Annotated in this window: 19 protein-coding genes; all 19 read left to right on the top strand. The window is 65.3% G+C overall.

All coding sequences use genetic code 11. The features are described from left to right. The first annotated feature begins 1 nt into the window (after position 1). The 19 genes from RLT57_RS20990 (at position 2) to RLT57_RS20900 (ending at position 19,546) form a co-directional block, all read left to right on the top strand. Positions 2–844: a hypothetical protein gene (locus tag RLT57_RS20990; protein WP_311298820.1), complete on the top strand. Its 843-nt coding sequence runs from the start codon at positions 2–4 to the stop codon at positions 842–844. 5 nt (positions 845–849) lie between these two features. Beyond that, positions 850–1,428, top strand: coding sequence for a hypothetical protein (locus tag RLT57_RS20985; RefSeq protein WP_311298819.1), 579 nt, complete (start codon positions 850–852; stop codon positions 1,426–1,428). Next, complete coding sequence (locus RLT57_RS20980) at positions 1,412–2,095, top strand: hypothetical protein (RefSeq protein ID WP_311298818.1); 684 nt, start codon at positions 1,412–1,414, stop codon at positions 2,093–2,095. The genes RLT57_RS20985 and RLT57_RS20980 overlap by 17 nt, the downstream gene beginning before the upstream one ends. 9 nt (positions 2,096–2,104) lie before the next feature. Next, the gene (locus tag RLT57_RS20975; protein WP_311298817.1) at positions 2,105–3,217 is read left to right on the top strand and encodes a hypothetical protein; all 1,113 of its coding nucleotides are present in this window, start codon (positions 2,105–2,107) and stop codon (positions 3,215–3,217) included. 35 nt (positions 3,218–3,252) lie between these two features. Further along, entirely contained in the window at positions 3,253–3,429 is a 177-nt protein-coding gene (locus tag RLT57_RS20970) for a hypothetical protein (RefSeq protein ID WP_311298816.1), read from the top strand. Positions 3,430–3,433: 4 nt separating this feature from the next. After that, entirely contained in the window at positions 3,434–4,726 is a 1,293-nt protein-coding gene (locus RLT57_RS20965; RefSeq protein WP_311298815.1) for a hypothetical protein, read from the top strand. Positions 4,727–4,797: 71 nt separating this feature from the next. Next, positions 4,798–5,505: a hypothetical protein gene (locus RLT57_RS20960; protein WP_311298814.1), complete on the top strand. Its 708-nt coding sequence runs from the start codon at positions 4,798–4,800 to the stop codon at positions 5,503–5,505. A gap of 83 nt (positions 5,506–5,588) precedes the next feature. Further along, on the top strand, positions 5,589–5,819 hold the full coding sequence (locus tag RLT57_RS20955) for a hypothetical protein (RefSeq protein WP_311298813.1): 231 nt from the start codon (positions 5,589–5,591) through the stop codon (positions 5,817–5,819). 6 nt (positions 5,820–5,825) lie between these two features. Beyond that, positions 5,826–5,960, top strand: coding sequence for a hypothetical protein (locus RLT57_RS20950; RefSeq protein WP_311298812.1), 135 nt, complete (start codon positions 5,826–5,828; stop codon positions 5,958–5,960). A gap of 88 nt (positions 5,961–6,048) precedes the next feature. Further along, entirely contained in the window at positions 6,049–7,005 is a 957-nt protein-coding gene (locus tag RLT57_RS20945; RefSeq protein ID WP_311298811.1) for an Ig domain-containing protein, read from the top strand. Then, a complete protein-coding gene (locus RLT57_RS20940; protein ID WP_311298810.1) occupies positions 7,005–8,999 on the top strand; it encodes a fibronectin type III domain-containing protein in 1,995 nt (664 codons plus the stop codon). The genes RLT57_RS20945 and RLT57_RS20940 overlap by 1 nt, the downstream gene beginning before the upstream one ends. 77 nt (positions 9,000–9,076) lie before the next feature. Further along, complete coding sequence (locus tag RLT57_RS20935) at positions 9,077–9,661, top strand: phage tail protein (RefSeq protein WP_311298809.1); 585 nt, start codon at positions 9,077–9,079, stop codon at positions 9,659–9,661. Between the two features lie 29 nt (positions 9,662–9,690). Next, entirely contained in the window at positions 9,691–10,548 is an 858-nt protein-coding gene (locus tag RLT57_RS20930) for a hypothetical protein (RefSeq protein ID WP_311298808.1), read from the top strand. A 142-nt stretch (positions 10,549–10,690) separates the two neighbouring features. After that, positions 10,691–13,651 carry a C40 family peptidase gene (locus RLT57_RS20925; RefSeq protein WP_311298807.1) on the top strand — a complete coding sequence of 987 codons (2,961 nt, stop codon included), beginning with the start codon at positions 10,691–10,693 and terminating at the stop codon, positions 13,649–13,651. Continuing rightward, positions 13,651–14,367, top strand: a complete 717-nt coding sequence (locus RLT57_RS20920) for a hypothetical protein (protein WP_311298806.1) — start codon at positions 13,651–13,653, stop codon at positions 14,365–14,367. Before RLT57_RS20925 ends, RLT57_RS20920 begins: the two co-directional genes overlap by 1 nt. Before the next feature lie 280 nt (positions 14,368–14,647). Continuing rightward, complete coding sequence (locus RLT57_RS20915) at positions 14,648–15,847, top strand: contractile injection system protein, VgrG/Pvc8 family (RefSeq protein ID WP_311298805.1); 1,200 nt, start codon at positions 14,648–14,650, stop codon at positions 15,845–15,847. Beyond that, on the top strand, positions 15,844–16,818 hold the full coding sequence (locus RLT57_RS20910; protein ID WP_311298804.1) for a phage baseplate assembly protein V: 975 nt from the start codon (positions 15,844–15,846) through the stop codon (positions 16,816–16,818). Before RLT57_RS20915 ends, RLT57_RS20910 begins: the two co-directional genes overlap by 4 nt. A gap of 10 nt (positions 16,819–16,828) precedes the next feature. Continuing rightward, complete coding sequence (locus tag RLT57_RS20905; protein WP_311298803.1) at positions 16,829–17,923, top strand: poly-gamma-glutamate hydrolase family protein; 1,095 nt, start codon at positions 16,829–16,831, stop codon at positions 17,921–17,923. A gap of 99 nt (positions 17,924–18,022) precedes the next feature. After that, positions 18,023–19,546, top strand: coding sequence for a baseplate J/gp47 family protein (locus tag RLT57_RS20900; protein WP_311298802.1), 1,524 nt, complete (start codon positions 18,023–18,025; stop codon positions 19,544–19,546). Positions 19,547–19,550: the final 4 nt, after the last annotated feature.

The raw sequence follows: 19,550 nt of genomic DNA, 5'->3' as shown, positions 1-19,550 counted from the left end.
CATGGCCGACACGGCGGGGATCATCCGGCGCATCCGGAACGAGATCGGCGACTTCGAGAGCCCCTTTCTCGACACGTTCCTGGGCGCCGAAGAGCTGGCGTCCTACGACCTTTCCGAGACCGGGCTCAACGAGGTCACGGCGAAGATCAGCACTGTCTCCCCGCCGGCCACGGTCGACTTGATCGCGGACAGCGACTACGTCCTCGATCCCAACGAGGGCCGCATCATCCTGATCAACCCGGTCTACTCCCCTCTCCACCACGGCCAGACGCTGATCGTCCGGGGCACGGCCGGTGGACTCTTCAGCGACGCGGACCTGGAGACGTACGTCAGCGACGCGATGCAACAGCACGCCTACGGCCGCAGCCTGACGACCCGATACCGGGATGCGCACGGCTTCATCCGCTACGACCACGAGCCGGTCACGCTGGATAATCTGCCGGCCGTCGAGGAGCCGCTGGTCGCCTACCTGGCGGCAATCCAATGCTTGTGGACCCTAGCCACCGACGCCGCCACGGACATCGACATCTCGACGGCCGAGGGAACCTTCGTCCCGCGCACCCAGCGCTACCGGCAGCTCATGCAGCACATCGGTGACGCCAGCTCCGGGCTCCAGGGCCGGTACAACCAGCTCGCCCAGCAGCTCAACGTCGGCCTGGGCCGGATCGAGATGTTCACCGCACGCCGGGTCTCCCGGACCACGAACCGCCTGGTACCGATTTTCGTCGAGCGTGAGTACGACGACAACTCCATGCCTCAGCGGCTGCTTCCGCCCATCGACGGCGAGGAGTACGAGGACGAGTCGGGCGTGCCGTCCCCCACCTACCCCGGGCTGTGGGGGTGACTGGAATGCGCGGACGACTGGACTGGAAAAAGGGCCGGTGGAATGTCAACACCGAGACGTCCCTGATTCACCGAGGACTCCGAGGGTGGCAGCGGACCACAGGTGATTCGATCACCTATTTCCGGTGGCAGTACGGCGACTCGGAGATACACCCGGTTTACGACGAGGCGACCGGCAGCGGCAAGCGGTTCTACGGGCTGTGGCAGCTTCCGGCCCTTCACGTTGACCACTCGGAGACCGGGAATACCGAGCCTCGCGACAGTGGCCTCTACATCGTCGATTCGCTGCATGTGACTGCCGAGTTCGACCAGCTCGCCAAGACCGGCCTGACCGACATCAATATTCGGCACGGGGCGTACCAGCGCGACCGGATCGCCTACGACAACATCCTGTTCTCGGTAAAGCACGTCGATATCCGAGGTCAGATCCGTCGGCGGGACATCATCGTCAGCATCGACGCCGAGCAGATCCGCGACGACGAACTGGTCAATGACCCGCAATTCTCCCCGTATCTGCGGGACTTCAGCCGCAACCCGGAACCGCAAATGCCAGAGGAGGGCGGCTCCGATGACCCTTACGCCTGAATCACTCGTCTACGATCTGCCGGCCGGAGTCCCGTCCGTGCATCTCACCGGACGCTTCATCGCCCCCGACGGAACCCCCCTCACCGGCACCCTCACCTTCGCCCCTCCCTCGGTCCTGACGATGCCGGACGCCGACACGATCGCGAACACAGTGGCCTCGGTGGAGATCGCGAAGTCCGACCAGGGCTGCTTCGAGGTGAACCTGATCGCGACGGACGCCCCCGGCATATCGCCCCGGGGCTGGACCTACCTGGTGACTGAGAAGCTCAAGGGCGCGCAGATCAGGCAGTACCACATCATGCTGCCCGAGCGCCCCGGCGGCGGTCCTGTCGACCTGGCAGACCTCGCGCCTGTCTCGCCCTACACCGGCCGCTATCTGCCCGTCGTCGGCCCAACGGGCGCACAGGGGCCCCCCGGCCTGCCGGGCGAGGTCTCCCGAGCCGAACTGGAGGCCCTGGAGGAGCGGGTGGCGCCCCGGCCGATCGCTTGGACGCAGAGCGCCGCCAGCGCCCTGTGGACGATCCCGCACACCTTTCCCTATCCACCGGCCGTGCGGACCTACGACACCAGCGGCCGGGAAATCGGCGGTCTCGTCGACACCCCCTCTCCCACCACCGTGACCGTCCAATTCGCCTTCGCGGAGACCGGATCGGCGATTCTGAGCTAGGAGTACCCGATGGCAGTTACTGATTTCCGCGATTCCCTGAAGCTGAACAAATTGCCCGTTCGCGGACTCGTCCCGGAGACTTCCTCGTCGCCACCCGCTGCGCCGGTCGAAGGGCAGCTTTGGACGGACTCCGTCAACCACGTCGTGCGGTTCTGGAATGTGACGGCCTGGAAGAACGCACTTGACCGGGCGGACCACACCGGCACGCAGCCGGCCAGCACCATCTCGGACCTTGCGCCCACGGTGAAGGGATACCGGCTCGACGAGTTTGCCGCACCGAATGCTGCGATCTCTCTTAACGGGCAGCGCGCCACGAATGGCGCCGACCCGACAGCGGCCTCGGACCTGGCCACCAAGCAGTACGTCGACAACGCCAGGGCCGGAATCGCCGGTGTGAAGGACCCCGTCCGCGTGGTGTCGACCGCGAACGTGAACCTCTCGTCGCTGCCGGCTGCCATGAGCGGCATCACCCTGGCCAACGGCGACTCCTTCCTGGCCGCTTCACAGACCACCGGCACCCAGAACGGCATCTACACCTACAGCGCCACCGGTGGGGCCGCCACTCGCCGGGTGGACGCCGACGCCACGGGAGAAATCCTCGACGGCACGATGGTGGCAGTGGCCGAAGGCACGGACGCCGGCAGCCAGTACATCCAGACCGCCACCCCCTCCGGTGCTCCCGGCGCCTGGACACAGACCTGGGTCAAGTTCTCCACCGGCGGTCAGACGTACACCGCCGACGGCAACGGCATCGAGCTGTCCGGCACGGTGTTCTCCTTGGAGCTGGCCGACGCCACGCTCTCGAAGAGCGCGACCGGCCTGACCGTCGGTCTCGTCTCGGTCGCGAAGGGCGGCACCGGCGCAACCACGGCGGCCGGCGCCCGATCCGCGCTCGGCACGGTCGGGAAGTACACGGCGAACGTCGGTGCCCTCACGGGCGGTACCTCGCTGAACATCGCCCACAACCTCAACACTCTGGACATCCTCGAACCGTCCCTGCGCGAGATCAGCAGCGGCGAGCTGGTCGCGGCACGGTTCGTCGTGGTCGACGCCAACACCGTCAGCGTGACGACAGCGGCCAGCTACGCGGCTGACACCTTCCGCATCACGGTGGTGGGCTGATGGCCGGCCGGCAGCTCGCGCCGCAGACAGTACCCGTGAGCACGAACAGCAACCTGGTGACCACCAGCGCGATCGGTACAGCAAACGGCGTGGCCGGCCTGGACGCTGGCGGGAGAGTCCCCCAGGCGCAGATCCCCACCCCGAAGATCACCGTCGGCACGACCGCTCCCACATCGCCCTCTCTGGGTGACGTGTGGATCGACACGAACTGACGCCATGGCGACGCGCTTCTGGCTGACGCCCTCCACCGCCCCGTACACGCCGGCCACCCGACGGGGCACCTGGACCGACAGCTCCTCGACCACCGCCGGCCTCCTCGCGCGCCAGCCCGCAGGCGCCTCCACCAGCGTCGGCATGGCGGAGACCTCGGCGACGACGACCAACGTCCTGCTCGGCCGGTGGATCAGCCCGGCGGCCCGGAAAGCCGGAACGCTCTCCGGCACCGTCGCCTGGATCACCGGCCGCTCGCAGTCGGACTCCAACGCGGCCATGGTCGTTCGCGCTCACATGTTCGTGACGGCCGGAGACACCGACACCGTGCGCGGCACGCTCCTGAGCAACTACACCGGCTCGACCCCATTCCCCACGACGGCCGCCGGCGGCGGGACCGCAGGGACGGCGATCACCAGCGTCAACGTCCAGGCCGGAGATCGGATCGTGGTCGAGTTCGGCTACCAGGCACAGAACACCTCCGCGACGTCGGAGACCGGCATCCTCTATTACGGCGGCGCTGGCGTCACCGACCTGGTCACCGGAAATACGGCAGTGGCGTCGAATCCAGGATGGGTCGAGTTCTCCGGTGCCGACGCCCTGTTCAGCGCGCCCACTGCCGACATCGTCGACAAGTTCACCAGCGGCATCGGGTCCCGATTCGTCTACTGGGGCGGGACCTCCTGGGATCAGGCAGCCAACCGCGCCACCATCCCCGCGAACGACCAGTACCCGGGGCTGATGGCGACAGCGGACACCGGCTACGAGATCACCGGTTCAGCACATTTTGCTGAGCTGGTCGTGATGCCGACGGGCGGCACTAACACGGGTTTCTCGGCACTTGTTCTCGGACCGACGGACAACGGCACCTTTGTCCGTATTCGCTACAGCCTCGACACGGCGAGCCTCATTTTCGAGAACTGCGTCGGTGCCGCTGACGTTTCAACGCCCACCATTCTCACCTATGACTCCACGGCTCACCGGTGGGTACGTTTCCGCGAGGCAAGCGGCACCTTCTTTTGGGAGACCAGCCCAGACGCCAAGTCCTGGACCACCCGGCGTAGTGCAGCTACCCCGCAGTGGCTGAAATTCGGAAATCTACGCACGAATTTCGAGGGGTACGCCGACACCGGCAGTAACACCACTCCTGCGGAGGTGGACAACGTCAACACGATTCCGACCACCGTGGTCAGGGTGTGGAACGGAACGGCGTGGGCGCCGAAGACCTTGAAGGTCTGGAACGGAACCACCTGGACTGCAAAAACCGTCAAGGCGTGGTCCGAGACTGCCTGGTTCTGAACCACGAACCGCCGGCGTGCTCACGGCAAGAAAGGCCCGGAAATGCTCCTCACCCCTGAAGAAGCCGTCTGATGGCCGGCCGGCAGCTTGCCCAGCAGACAGTGCCCACGAGCGGCGGGAATGTCGTCACCACGTCCGCCGTCGGAGCTGCGAACGGAGTGGCTGGCCTGGACTCCGGCGGAAAGGTACCCGCCAGCCAGATTCCGGACCTCAGTTCCTCGTACACCACCGTCACCGCATTTGGAAACGCGTGGACGGCCGTCGACCACGGCCTCATATCATGGGCTTTCGACCCGGCCTGCTGTAGTAGTGCTGGCACTTCTTTGACAGCCGGCTACATCTACCTGGTGCAGATCCTCCTCCGCAACCCGGCGACCATCAGCAAGATTTCCGTCGTGCTCGGAACTGCCGGCGCCACACTCACGGCAAACCAGTGCCTGGCTGGTCTGTACAGCTCGACAGGTACCCGCCTCGCACTCACAGCGGACCAATCGACCGCCTGGGCAAGTGCCGGCCAGAAGGCCATGTCCCTCTCCTCTGCATTTTCGGCTGCCGCCGGCAAATACTTCGTCGCCCTGGTCGTGAACGGAACGACCCCGCCCACCTTCGCATGCGGGTCCACGTACGGCGCGAACTTCACTCCCGGAAACGCCAACCTGACTGCAAGCAACTACAGGTTCTGCCGAAGCGCCGCCGCCGGTAACACCTCTCTTCCGACCAGCATCACGCTCTCGGGATACACACCCGACGCCAACAATGTCTGGACCGGGGTGTTCTAGCGATTAACCCGGGACAAAAAACGCGTGCCACGCTCAGGCCCAGATTCACCGCACGCACCCCTGCCCCCAGGAGGAAAATCCCCATGGCTACCTACGTCACCGTCTCCGACGAGTCGTACGACAAGGCAATCAAGGCCGGCCCTTTCGAACTGGACGACCCGTCGCAGCAGACAGTCCAGGAAGGCACCCACCTCATGCTGGAGGCGGACGCGCGAGCCGCTGGCTACTACTACGCCGCCGACGGCGCATTCGCCCCGGAGATGGGCCAGGAGTCGCGCGGAGATGACCACCAGGACGGCCCGGCCGAGCAGTAACACCGCATGGGCCTGTCGCTCCATCGCCGGCAGGCCCATCCGTCAGGAAGGGAAAGCGCCATGACTGTCGCGCAGATCTTCGGCCTCGTACTGGTCGTGCTCCTCATCATCATCGTCCTGAAGATCACCGGCATCTTCTGACCTGGGGCACAGTTCTGAATTAACGGCTCCCAAATAGCCGCAAGCATTCTGGTGGGGCGATCCACAAACGCCCATACCGGAGTGATCCGTGCCCTTTCTTCTGAACGAAGACAAGGCCCTGAAGCTGAAGTTCCAGGGCCTGATGGTGCATGACTCCACCTCCGGTCCGGGGCGCCGTATAACCGTCCGATACCGCAATCCTGAGTACGAACTCGCCGACGCCACCTACCCATTGGCGTTGATCTCCCATACCCGCATTTCACGGGACGAGGAGCGCGAGAGCCGGGGCACGGTCAACCTGCACTACGCCCCCGAGGGCTACGCCCCGTGGGCTGACATGTCGGACCCGACGCAGTCGCCGTACATCGCGCAGATGCCTGTCCCGCTGAACATCGACTACCAGCTCGACGTGTACGCGCGCAAAGAGCTACACATCATCGAGCTGACCGGCAGCCTCATGCAGTTCGATTTCCTACCGGCCCGATTCGGATATCTACCCGTCGGAGAAGACGGCACTGTGCGGCGGCTCGACCTGCTGGGCGGCCCGGATTACAGCGAGTCCAAGGACGAGCAAGGAAAACGCCTCTTCTGCGCGAGCTGGGCACTGCGCGTCTCCAGCGAGATCTTCCTCAGCGAGATCCGCGAACTGACACCGGCTCAGCGCGTACTCATCGACTTCCTCGACAAGCAGGCGTGGGACGCGGGCACCGACCACCCCCTCGACCCTACCTACGCCGTCACGAAGACCGCGCTGTCCATCACCACCACGGCGCTGCCGAATGCGACTGCCGGCCGGCCCTACCGCCAGGAGCTGGTCGCCGCTGGTGGCTACGGCGAGACGCGCTGGTCCCTCCCCGAGGGCTCTCGCCTCCCCGCCGGCCTCGCGCTCTCCCACAGCGGCGCCCTGTTCGGCACCCCGCACACACCCACTGCCGGAGAACCGGGGGAGTTCCTCGTCGCCGCAAGCGATTCCGACGACTCCCCGCAGGTCACCACGGCCGCTCTGACGCTCACTGTCTCGCCCGCACCTCCTGGGAGCTGCTGATGACCACCCCCACGACCTTCCCCTACAAGCGCCCGGGTGTGTACATCTCCGAGTCGCTCAACCCCCTGCCGCAGCCGATCACGCCCCCGGGGCTCGCCGTGGCCACGTTCGTGGGCACTCACGACGCGGGCCCGTCCAACCCGGTGAAGGTCACCTCGTGGGAGCAGTTCCGGAGCCTGTACGGAGGATTCGGCAACGGGCTGAACTACCTGCCCTTCCAGGTATTCGAGTACTTCGCCAACGGCGGTCAGCAGGCATGGATTCTCCGTGCCACTCCGACGGACTCCGTCTCCGCGCGTCTGGTGATCAAGAACCAGCCTCTGCCCCCTCCGGAGACCATCGTCGCGACGCCCGACGGAACCGCGCCCAGCGGCTCCGGCACCAAGCCGTCGTCGAAGGTGACGAACGTGACCCTCTCGGCGCCTTCGGGAGCAGTCACCGCCAACCCCGAGCAGACCGCCTTCCAGATCGAGTGGGACGCCATCACGCCGGCGGCCTCGGTGGACGCCTACCAGGTCGTCGTCACGCGACCGGACGACGGGGGCTTTTCCCAGACGGTATGGGTGGCGCAGCCGAGCGGCGGCAAGCCCACCGCCGCGTTCACCGAACTGGCCCCGGACACCACGTACTCGGTGCAGATCACCCCGTACAAGGGGGCTACCGCCGGCGACCCGATGACGACGGCCGCGACTTTCGACACGGCGGCCGGCTACACCGCCGTGGACGCACTCCAGATCACTGCGCGAGGGCGGGGTGCCTACGGCAACCAGGTCTTCATCAGCACCGTGTCCTCCTGGACCACTGGCCGGTTCCACCTCTTCGTCAAGTACGGCTCCACCGCTCAGTCCTCCCTTGTCGAGACTTGGCAGGACGTCTCACTCAACCCGGGCGACCCGCGCTACATCGTCGGCCTGGTCAACTCCGCCTTCGGCGGATCGACGTACATCAGCGTGGAGAACATGCTCCCCCCGACGTCCACAACGCCGGGAACGAGCCCGGTTCCGGATGCGAGCTGGCAGCCGGACTACGTCTCTGACGCTCCCCTGGAGAACGGAGCCGACGGCGTCCTGGCGGTCAACCTTGCCGAACAGCTAGCGGCACAGTTCGGGAGCATCTCCGACGTGCTGCTGCTCAACCTGTGCGGGAACACATCGCTGACCGACCACATCCCCCCGCAGACGCAGATCAACAGCGTCCTGTCCTGGGTCGAACAGCGCCGAGGAGCATTCCTCATCCTCGACGCGCCCCGCCAGCCGGCGCCCACCGCACCCGACGTGGCCGCCAACAAGTACTCCTCGACGATCGGCGGGTATTCGCCTCAGTCCTCGTACGCCGCCTTCTACGGCCCGTGGATTCAGGTGGCGGACCCTGCCGGCGCCTCGGTCTCCTCCACGCGGATGTTGCCGCCTGCGGGAGCGGTGATGGGGCAGTTCGCGCAGGCAGACGCAGCGGTCGGGCCGAATCGCAGCCCGGCAGGCGTCGCCTACGGTCTGGTAGGCACGGTCGGCGTGGAGAACACATTCACTCTCGATCAGCTCGACGCGCTCAATCAGATCGGGTGCAACGTCATCCGCCCAGTGCCACAAGCCGGTTACTGCATTATGGGCGCCCGCACACTCAAGCAGGGAATGCCCGACAGGTACATCTCCGTTCGCCGGATGCTCACGTACCTGGAAAACCTGCTGGAGGAAGTCACACGTTTCGCGGTTTTCGAACCGAACGGGCCAGAACTGTGGCAGACCCTCAATGCTCTCGTCACGCAGCAGCTCATGACGCTCACGCAAGCGGATCAGCTTCAGTCAAGCGTCCCAGATCAGGCTTTCTTCGTGGTGTGCGACGAGACCAATAACACTCCACAGACCGTATCGAATGGTGAAATCCACATCCAGGTCGGTGTCGCTCTCGCGTCGCCTGCTGAGTTCATCGTCATCGAGATCTCGCAGTACCAGGGCGGCATCTCGACCACGACCACGTCCGTGGAGGGCACGGCCTGATCGAGGCCATGTCAGCCCTACCGCCTCTCGTTCCCATTCATCTCGGCGGCTATCAGACCGGGAATGAGAGGTGACTCGTGGGAGCCACAACCACCACCCAGAAGCCGTCGCTCGCGCAGCTCCAGACGGACCCGCTCAGGAATTTCAAGTTCCAGGTGATGATTCACCTCGCGGGTTCCACGCTGGACTCTTCGAAGCGTACCAACCAGCTCGGGTTCATGAGCGTCTCCGGCCTGTCGATCACCACTGACGTAGTGGTTTATCGGCAGGGCGGGATGAACACGACGACCCAGAAGATGCCGGGTCAGTCCGACTTCGCACCCATCACGCTTTCCCGAGGACTGATCTGCGGCGACAGCGACATCTACGCATGGCTGACCAAGCTTTTCCGCGTCATGCAGGGCACCGGAGGAAACGACGGGTCGTACAACTTCCGCGCGACCATGGACATTTTCCTGCTCGACCATCCGGTGACGACTCAGAACGTCACGTACAAGGCTGGCTGGCGCGTCTACAACTGCTGGCCGACCAGCATCGCATTCGGCGATCTGGACAGCGGGGCAAATGGTGTGGAATTGCAGCAAATCACCCTTGCCCACGAAGGCTGGGACTTCAAGATCGCAAACAAGTACGGACCTGGCAGCGGAATTTCCCTGCCTTAATCCGGGACGAATCAAAGGAAGACACGATCATGCCCGAACCCATTGTGCTCCCCGACTTCGACTCTTTCGGCGACGAGACCCTCAAGGGCCTGGAGACGCCAGAGGAAGCTACAGCCGCCACTCAGGCAGTCCTTCGGGACGACCGCAACTCCGGAGAACCCGTCATCGACGATCCCGGAAACAACCGCGTCACCCTGGAGCGCGGAATCTGCCGAGAAGGCTCCTGGTACCGCGAAGCCGAGGTCAAGGAACTCACTGGGGCCGACGAGGAAGCCATCGCCGCTGCCGGCAGCAGCTCTTACAAGGTCTTCGAGACGCTGCTGCTGCGCGGCGTACGAACCGTCGGCGATGAATCCATGAGCCGCAAGCTGGCCGCTGAACTCCTCATCGGGGACAGGGAGTTCCTCGTGATGGCGGTCCGGCGAGCCACCTTCGGAAACGACCTCGTATTCGAAGAACTCCCCTGTCCCTACTGCAAGGAACTCATCGACCTCACGGTGCCCCTGAACGCGATCCCCTTCACCCACCTCGCCGATCCGGAACGGACCGAGTTCGAGGTACCCCTGCGCCGAGGGGCCACGGCTGTTGTGCGGCTTCCCAACGGCGACGACCAGGCCGCCGTGTTCGCAGTAAAGGACGGTAACGAAGCCAAGCAGGACAGTGAGATCCTCGGCCGCTGCGTGCTGCGTATCCAGCACGCCGACGGTTCGTCGACTCGACGCCCCCCGGCAACCAGTCTCTTCATGGACGACCGGCAGACCATCTTGAAGTTCCTGGCCAAAACTCAGCCTGGCCCCCGATACGGAGATTTCTCCTTCGTGCACGACACGTGCGGAACGGAGGTCCCTCTGCCAATCTCACTGGCCGTCCTATTTCGCGGAATGTGACTACGCCCGCGCATTCCACGAGATCGAGATCCTCTCCCAGATCCATCCGTACTGGCCCTTGTCGGAACTGAAGAAGCTATCCATTCGTGAGCGGCGCCACTGGATTCGCCGAGCCGCCTGGGACGTAGAAAGGAGGGCGTAAGTGGCCACTCCGACACCACCGGGAACCCCGCCCCCCAATCCCGGCACCGGCCGGCTCCTCGGCACCAACAACCTTGGCCAGCAGCTCGACGCGCTGACACGGGCCTTCACCACGTTCACGAACCGCTTCGCCAGCCAGGCCGGCCTCGGCACCCTCGGCATGACCGCCTACGGACCCATGGGCGGCCAGACGCGGCAGGACAACCAACTCGGCCGCCTCCAGCAGCAGTACGTCCAGGGGCAAAGCGCGCACCAGGTCGCGCGCCAGCGGATGCAAGACGACCTGGACCGGCAGCAGCTCGTCTGGGACCGCCAACGCGCCGTGGGCACGCGCCAGGTCAACGACATGCGCAGGCCGCAGTGGTTCCGCGACGAATCCCAGATGCAGCTCGACATCAATGCCGACTCTTTCGTCAGCTCCCAACGCCAGACCCGCGACAACTGGAACCTGCGGGACTCCCAGTTCACCGCCTCCCAGGCACAGATGACCGCCGACATGCAGCGGCTGCGCCGACAGTCAGCACAGCAGACGACGATGAACCGCGTCGCCTTCGCCGGCCAGGTCACCGGCGCCGTGGTCGGGGCTGCGAGGTCGTACTACAGCGGGGGTTTCGAAGAACAACTCGGCCAATTCGAGCGCCGCATGGACCTGGCCGCACCGAACTGGAGTGGAACCGCTGGCAGGCGGGCGCAGTCCATGGGCCGCAACCTGAAGTCCAGCGGCGCCATCATGTGGGCCTCCTCCAATGAGGATCTCTACGGGGGCTCGACCGACATCACGCTGCAAAGCGCCTCGTCCCAGGTACAGAACCAGCTCAGCCGCGCTTCCTCCGCCGCCTACATCACCCCTGGTCTCGGTATGCAGGGCGCCGCCCAGATGCAGCAGGAACTCGGCACCGGCCAGGCGTTCTACGCCAGCCAGATGTTCGGTCTGGCCCCGACTCGCTTCGCGGGCGGCGTGCAGAACTCCCCCGCATCCATGGCCCTCAGCCTGGCCCAGCGGGTGAACTCAGGCGGCTTTGGCTCCCTGTCATCGAAACAACTGCACGACCAGCTTATGCAGGGCGGGTCGCTTTCGATGTCGATGGCGAACTGGAGCCAAGCCGCCGGGCTTTCGGGCCAATCCCTTGAGGCGATGCGCAACCAGACAGAGTTGCTACGCGACTTGATGAACCCGGAGAAGCAGGGCCTCAAGGGGCTCTCCTCCGACAAAGCCCTCCAGCTCATCGACGACGCCGGCAAGCGCACCGGCGCAGGCGACAAAGCCCGCGACACGATCAAGGATTACGCCCCCAGCATCGGCGGTAGCTACCAGGACTCGCAGCGCTACCTCCAGGGCCTGAGCCGGGAAGGGCACCTGCCTGCCAGCGCATCCTTCCTCGACGCAGCCCGCGCGAGCGCCGACACCCTCGCGGACATCAAGACCCTGCTCCAGAAAGCCATGGGGCCCTTCGCGAACTGGCTCGGCGGGCTGACCGGCGCGTACAAGGCCGGCGGCCCGGTGGGCGGCACCGTGTCCCGGCTGAAGGACTCCGGGAAAGGCGCCACGAGCGGGTTCATCAAGGGCTGGAATATGGGCCCCAACGTCATCTTCGGCGACTCGGGGGCAGGCACCGACCAGTCCTCCTACGCCAAGGACGCGTGGAACTGGGTCGGCGGCCTCTTCGGCGGCGACTCCGGCACACCGGAGTCCAAGCAGGGGGGCGCGGGCGCCAAGAAGTCCGACGGTGCCGGCGTCACCGGGGGCGGCGTCGCTGCCGCCATCAGCTTCGCCCGAGCCCAGGTCGGTGACAAGTACGTCATGGGCGCCACCGGGCCGAACGCCTGGGACTGCTCAAGCTTGATGCAAGCCGCGTACCGGTCGGTCGGCGTGAGTCTGCCGCGCGTCACCTATGACCAGATCAAAAAGGGCGTCGAAGTCCCGATCGACGACGTCAAGCCGGGCGACCTCGTCTTTTACAAAGACCTCTCCCATGTCGGCATGTACGCCGGTAACGGCCGAGTCATCGAGGCCGCCAACCCCGGCCGGGGCGTCGTTGAGGGCCCGATGTACTCGAAGTTCAAGCGGGCACGGCGCGTGCTGTCCGGAGGGATGGAAGCCACTCCAAGTCTGTCCGGTGCCCAGGACGACCCCACGGCCAGCCAGAGCGGCGGCAGCGGCCCCTCGTACGCGGGAGCCTACGGATCTGTCGAAGAAGTCGACGCCCTGGCGGCTGCCCTGGCCGGGAGCGGCGGAGGTGGCGGAGGTGGCGGAGGAAGCCTTCAAAGCGTCAGCCGTACTCCGAGTGCTTCGCAGAACGAGGAAGCCTCCACCGGCTCGGGCGGCAAGGACACGGTCAGCGACACCCGCGCGAACGTGAAGCTCGGCCGAACCATGGCCGCCAAATACGGCTGGACCGCAGGCGAATTTGACGATCTGTACAAGCTGTGGATGGGCGAGTCCGGTTGGAACACCCACGCGGACAACCCTAGTTCGGACGCCTACGGAATTCCGCAGGCCATGTCCAATATCCACAAGGAGACGGCGACTTCCGCGTGGCGCAACTCGGCCTCTCTACAGATCGCGTGGGGTCTGAAATACATCAAGGGCCGCTACGGAAGCCCGTCGAAGGCGCTGTCGTTCTGGAATTCGCACAATCCGCACTGGTACAAGGACGGTGCCTGGGAGGTGCCCGGCCAGCGGGGCGAGGGAGTCGATGCCCGGCTGCACGGCGGCGAGATGGTCCTCGAAGCGAATGCCGCCCACACGGTGCGCCAGGCCCTCCTCAATCAGGGCCTCAACCCTAGCTCGAACCAAGGAACCTCAGCCGGCGGCGGAGCAGTGACCCTCTCATTCGGCGCGGGCTCAGTCGTGGTGCAGATGCCGTCCGCCACGGCGGAAGGCGCGAAGTCCGCCGCGACTTCCTTCGTCAGCTACGTGGCCGCCGACGACCGGATCAAGTCACTGATGGGGGGTTGGTGATGACAGGAAAGTCCGACGGCCCGGTCAATCTGCCGGCGAGCGGTATCTGGGAGAACGAATTCGACCCCAGGATTCAGAGCATTCCTTCCTATCTCCCCGGGGAAAAGGGGTCGAGCTTCGGGCTCATGCGGGGCTACATGGTGTCCGCCTTCCCGAAGAGCAGCACAGCCAAGACGAACCGGTTCTACATGCTGAACTTCCTATACAACCCATCCGAAGTCAGCGTGAGCCACAGCACCGACGCGGCGAACCAGGTCATGCCGGCTTACACGCGGTCTGATCTGGACACTGGCGTCCCTCTGGTCGCAGCCGGCGGAACGCTTTCTTTCGCGCTGCTCTTCGACCGCACCTATGAAATGTCCGACACAACGAAGTTCAACACGATCGAGGGCACGTATGGCGTGATGGCCGACATTCACGTTCTGTACAACCTGGTCGGGATCAACACGCCGCAGCAAGCGCAGTCCACGGACAGCTCGGACAAGGCAACCTCGGGAAACGTTCTCGGAATCATGCAGATGAGCCCCGTCTGGTGCCGCTTCGGTCAGGCCCGCCATTCCTTCAAGGACAAGCTTCCGAGTCTCTCACGCATGGAGTACTTCGGCTACGTCAACAACATCGGAATTACCTACACGCATTTCTCTCAGCGTATGACTCCGGTGCGGTGTGCTGTCGATATCAGCATGACGCTCATGTCGTCGTACGGGTGGGTGTGAGGAGGAACCATGGCCATCTCGCGGACCTCGCGCTACCAGCGGCACGAGACTGCGCTGGTCCCGGATCGCAACGGCCAGCTCCAGCTTGCGATTATGCCTCGCCCGCCCGCTGACCAGTCACTGCGTGTCTCTGATTACCGGTGGCGTGCGAATGAGCGCGTCGACTCAGTAGCGGCCCAGTACTACAGCAGCGAGTCATCGTGGTGGATGTTCGCGGAGGCGAACCCTCGCGTACTGGACTGGACACAGCCGGTGGCCGGCCTCCAGATCATGGTGCCCCGTGGCCTGGCGTAATCTCTACCGCCCGCACCTCACGGCCACCCAACCTGTTCTGGAGCAGGGGGCGTGGATCAGCAGCATCGACTTGTACCAGGCCGAGCAGGCTCACCAAGTTGCCGAACTGACGGTGATGCACACGTACAACCCGACCCTGCCGTCTCAGCAGTGGCGTACGCCCGCAGGGTCCGTGTGGGCGGAGAACACACCCGTGCGTCTGCAATTCGGCTGGTGGGCCGATGACTCCGCTGACTGGTACGGCTACGTCGCGTCGTCCAGGGTGCTCGCGTCAGAAACCGATCCCCGATACGGGCACGCGGTGCAGATTCCCGTGGTCTACACCCTCACCGGCACCAGCATGCTGATGCAGACCCGCCGCAATCGAACCTGGCGTGACACCTCTGCGTCCGCCATCGCCCGGACCGTGTCCGCTGAATACAACCTCCAGCCGCGAGTCGACGGCTCCAGCGCCGTCCTCACCCAGCAGATGCAGTCGATGTCGGACTGGCAGTTCCTGTGCGACGTCTCGGACCAGATCGGCTACCGGGTCTACGTGGACGGCACGGTGCTCTGGTTCGTCGACCGCGAGACGGTCATGCCGGCATCCGACGGGAGCGTGCCTTCCTTCCGGTCGACCAAGACACCTGGAGCCATCGACAGTCTGCGCGAGTTCTCCGCCGTCCTAGGGGACACCGACCCCGCTGGAGGCGTCCGGGCCCGGTATCAGACAGTGGCCTACAACCGGACCAGCAGCGTCTTGACACCGGCGTCGTACTCCCAGAGCCGGACGACTCTGCACGGCCAGCAGGTGGCTGCCGTCCTGGACCGGCAGTACGGGGACCGGCCGGCCGCGTCCTACAACCAGGCAGGCCGCCTGCTTGCGGCGGAATCGGACTGGCTGTGGGTAGAGGCCCGAGCCGTCACCGACGGCGACCCACGCCTGCGGCCGGGCTCCACCGTCGACCTCCAGGGCGACGCGATCGGGGAGAGCAATCTGGGCCTGTGGATGGTCCGATCCGCCGTCCACAAGATCAGCGTCAACCTGCTCTACCCGCAGAAGACCACGTACACCAGCACTCTCGTGCTCGGCCGCAATGACTCCCGAAGACTCGACCTCAAGGTGCAGCAGCCACCGGTGAAGGCCGCACCCACCGTGCTCGTCAACGGACGCTGGCGTGCCGCGTATTCGGGAGGTCTGTCGTGAATCCCCTGTACGGCACCTACAGCGCCATCGTGGTCTCCGCCCAGGACCCCCAGAACCGGGGGCGGGTGCGGCTCCAGATCCCCCAGATCATGGGCACGGCCGTAAGCGGCTGGGCTGAGCCGGCCAGCATCGGCTCGGCCCTCCCGGGTGACCAGGTTTTCGTCACCTTCGACGGCGGAGACCGAAGCCACCCCCTCTACTGGCCGCGTATGCGTTCGGCAGCTCCCGGGGTCTGGACACCGCTTGCTCTGGAACCCGGGTGGGTTGCCTCTTCCGCCGGCTCACCGGTCTACCGGACCACGCAGGACGGCATGGTTGAGCTGTCCGGCTCGGTGGAGACCTCTACAGCCATCGGACTCGGTGTGGTTGTGAAATTCGCAAGCCTTCCGGCGACCGCCCGGCCCGTCGAGCGCCACCGAGCCACCACCGCCACGACGTACAGGACGGCCTACAACTCCAAGACCACCTACGGCGAGTACCGGACTACGACGACAACCACAAGCGCCACCTACGTGACCGACGCCAACGGTCCGAGCGTCAGCTTCATCGCCCCGGCCTCGGGCCAAGCCGTCGTGGTGTTCGGCGCCTTCATGCAGAACACGACCGACGCCGGCCGCTGTCTGATGGGTGTTCGTGTCCTCCAAGGGGCGACCATCCTCGCCGACGGAGACGACAACCGCTCAGCGGAAAGCCAGGGCCCCGATAACGTCTCCGCCTCGAACTCCAGGCAGATCACGGGAATGACGCCAGGGACGACGTACACCGTGACCGCCCTCTACCGCACCGAAGGCGCAAGCTCCTCGGCCGCTTTCGACAATAAGTGGATCGTCGTCATACCGGTCGGCCCTCACGACACTCCGGCAGCCCGCATCACCATGGAAACCAACGGTGATCTCCAAGCACTTTTTCCCGGCGGCGCAGCCCCCGCATACGACATGTCACTGACTGGAATTCGCGCCCGCATCCTGTGAGGAGAAGACAGTGGCCTACCCCAATTTCCGTGCCCTAGCTGCCGCCAACACGCTCGGCATCGACTACGACATCAAGAACCGCTATGGCACACGTGTCTATCTCCTGCACGCGGCCATCCACGGGGGCGGGATCGAGGCCCCCACTTCTCAGCTCGCCGCATACGCCGCCGGCGACGAGGGAGCGTGGTACTCCTTCGAAGCACGTAGCGACCTCACAGCCCCTTCCCTCGCGCTGCCTTCCACCGGGTTCGACGAGCCGTTCTGCGTCGTGAACACCGGAAACTCCAGCCGCACCGTGGTCTGGCACGGTGTGGACGACCAGCGCGAATCGGAGCAAGTCGCCTACATCAGTGGTCTCGACTCGGTCCTGATCTCCTTGATCGTTCAGGAGCTGGAGGCCGCCGGCTTCCAGACCGACCGGGCTCCGATCAGCTTCGCCGGCGACGACGTGCAGAACATCTGCAACCGCAACAAGGCAAGGGCGGGCGTTCAGCTCGACCTCTCGCTGAGCCTGCGCAAATCCTTCTACGCGGGCGGCGACCTCTCGTCTAGCGCCGTCAGCCAGCCCGACAACCGACAGCCGGCCTTCTTCGCCTTCGGGGATGCCGTCCGCAGAGCCTGTGCGCTGATGCCGGTCGACTCGATCACCGACGACGTCGCTTCGGTCGCAGTCCAGCCCTACACGCCCGTCGACCAGGCCGTCAGCACCGCCATGCGCGTCCCCTTCGCCATCGACCACTCCGGTGGGGTCGCAGCAACCACCGACGCGCGGGAGCAGCTCCTTGACCGCGTCCACGCCTTGGTCGGCACACTGCCCGGCGAACGCGTGATGCGCGCGACCTACGGCGTCCCCACCTCGACGGCGCTCTTCGCAGTCAACGCCGATGTCGCCAACGACCAGCTTCAGCGCGCCGTCCTTGACGCCGTCGCCGAGTTCGAGCCGTCCGCCGTTGTGTCCGCCATCGTGGCCGATGTAAACGAAGCCCTCGGTGCCGTCAACATCAACGTCCAGGTAGGCCGCGCTGACGTCCCCGGAGCTGAGCGCGACAATACCCGCACTGTAGGCGTGCTGGTCGGCGGCACGGTGGTTTCCACCCCGCAGTAATTAACGGGGCAGTCCCTCTCATCCGTAGAATCCCACTATCAGGCCAGCACTCGTTTCTCATTCGGTTCCGCTGGAGGTACCGGAAGGGAAGTGTGTCCCGTGGCTGTCGACAGCGGAGCCGTCGCGCAGATCGACTACACCTCGCGTGATTTCACCGGATACCGGGATTCGCTGCTCCAGTACGCGACGCAGGCACTACCGGAATGGACCTCTCGGTCCCCCGCCGATTTTGGCGTGGTAATGATCGAGCTTTTCGCGTACGTAGGCGACATCATCTCGTTCTACCAAGATCGTATCGCCAACGAATCATTTCTCGCGACCGCCACTCAGCGATCTTCTGTCGTCGCGATCGCACAGCAGCTCGGCTACCAACCGCAGCCCGCAATCCCGGCCGCCGGACAGGTGGCTTTCTCACCGGCACCCGGCTTGGTCTCGCCCCTGATCCTGGACACCGGCACGCAGGTCATCACGGAGTACATCCCGAGCCTGGACCGACCCATCACCTACGAGCTGGCGTCTCCCGTCATCGTGCCGGCCTACACGACTCCCGTGCCGCAGGTCGTGGGTCTTGTCGTCGAAGGCAGCACGCAAGGCGACCGGAACCTCGTGCTCTATCCCTCGACGTCCGGCGACCCCGGAACCACGGTCCGGGTCGAAGACATCGGGACCAGCGACGGCACGAAGTCCCAGACCTTCACGCTGGCGCAGTCGCCCGTCCTCCTGGACACCGTGCGGATCTTCCTCGACGACGGAGTGGGGGGCACCGAGTGGACCCGCGTGAGGGACTTTCTCCTCGTCCGAGACAGTGACCTCGTCTTCACCGCCGAGACCGACGACCAGGGCATCACCCACGTCGCATTCGGCGACGGCACCACCGGTGCCCTGCCGGCCACCGGCATCAAGCTCGCTGCGGCCTACCGCACCGGCGGCGGCGCGTACGGCAACGTCCCCCAGGGCTCAATCGTGGACCTCGCCGACGCCCTGCCCGGCGTCGTCGTGGTCGGCTCCGCCCCGATGGCCGGCGGCGCCGACGAAGAGCCGACCGACCAGATCCGCGAGAACGCCCCCAGGCTCTTCCGCACACAGGGCCGCGCGGTCTCCGCCCAGGACTACGCCGATCTCGCCCTGGCAGTCGCCGGTGTCGCCGACGCCCGCGCCGTGGTCCGCTCAGCCGGCGCGGTGACCATCTACGTCATCGGCCCGAACAACATTCCCAGCAGCGAGGGGCAGCGGGACTCCGTCGCGCAGTACGTACAGGAGCGGGCCCTGTCCGGCGTCGTGGTCAACGTCGTCAACGGCAGTCTGATCCCCGTCAATATCGGCTCCGGTTCCCTCCCAGTGCTGCTGTCGGTCCTGCCCCGCTATCGACGCGACACAGTGAAACTCGCGGTTCAGCAGGCGATCCAGGAGGTCTTCACACCTCCGGAAACCACATTCGCCTCGCGGATCTCGATCTCCCACCTCTACCACGCGGTACAGGAAGTCCCCGGCGTGGACTGGGTCGTCATTCAGCTCATGGCTCGCTCCGATCTACCGCAGAGCGGTACAGCCGACGTCATCTGCCGCGAAAGCGAAATTCCCATCGTCGGAAGTATCAGCGTCACCGCCAGCGGCGGAGTATAGGAGC

Origin of the sequence: Streptomyces sp. ITFR-21, assembly GCF_031844685.1 — a bacterium.
Lineage (GTDB): Bacteria > Actinomycetota > Actinomycetes > Streptomycetales > Streptomycetaceae > Actinacidiphila.
The sequence above is the reverse complement of the archived record's forward strand: the minus strand, read 5'-3'. Positions and strand labels throughout refer to the sequence as shown.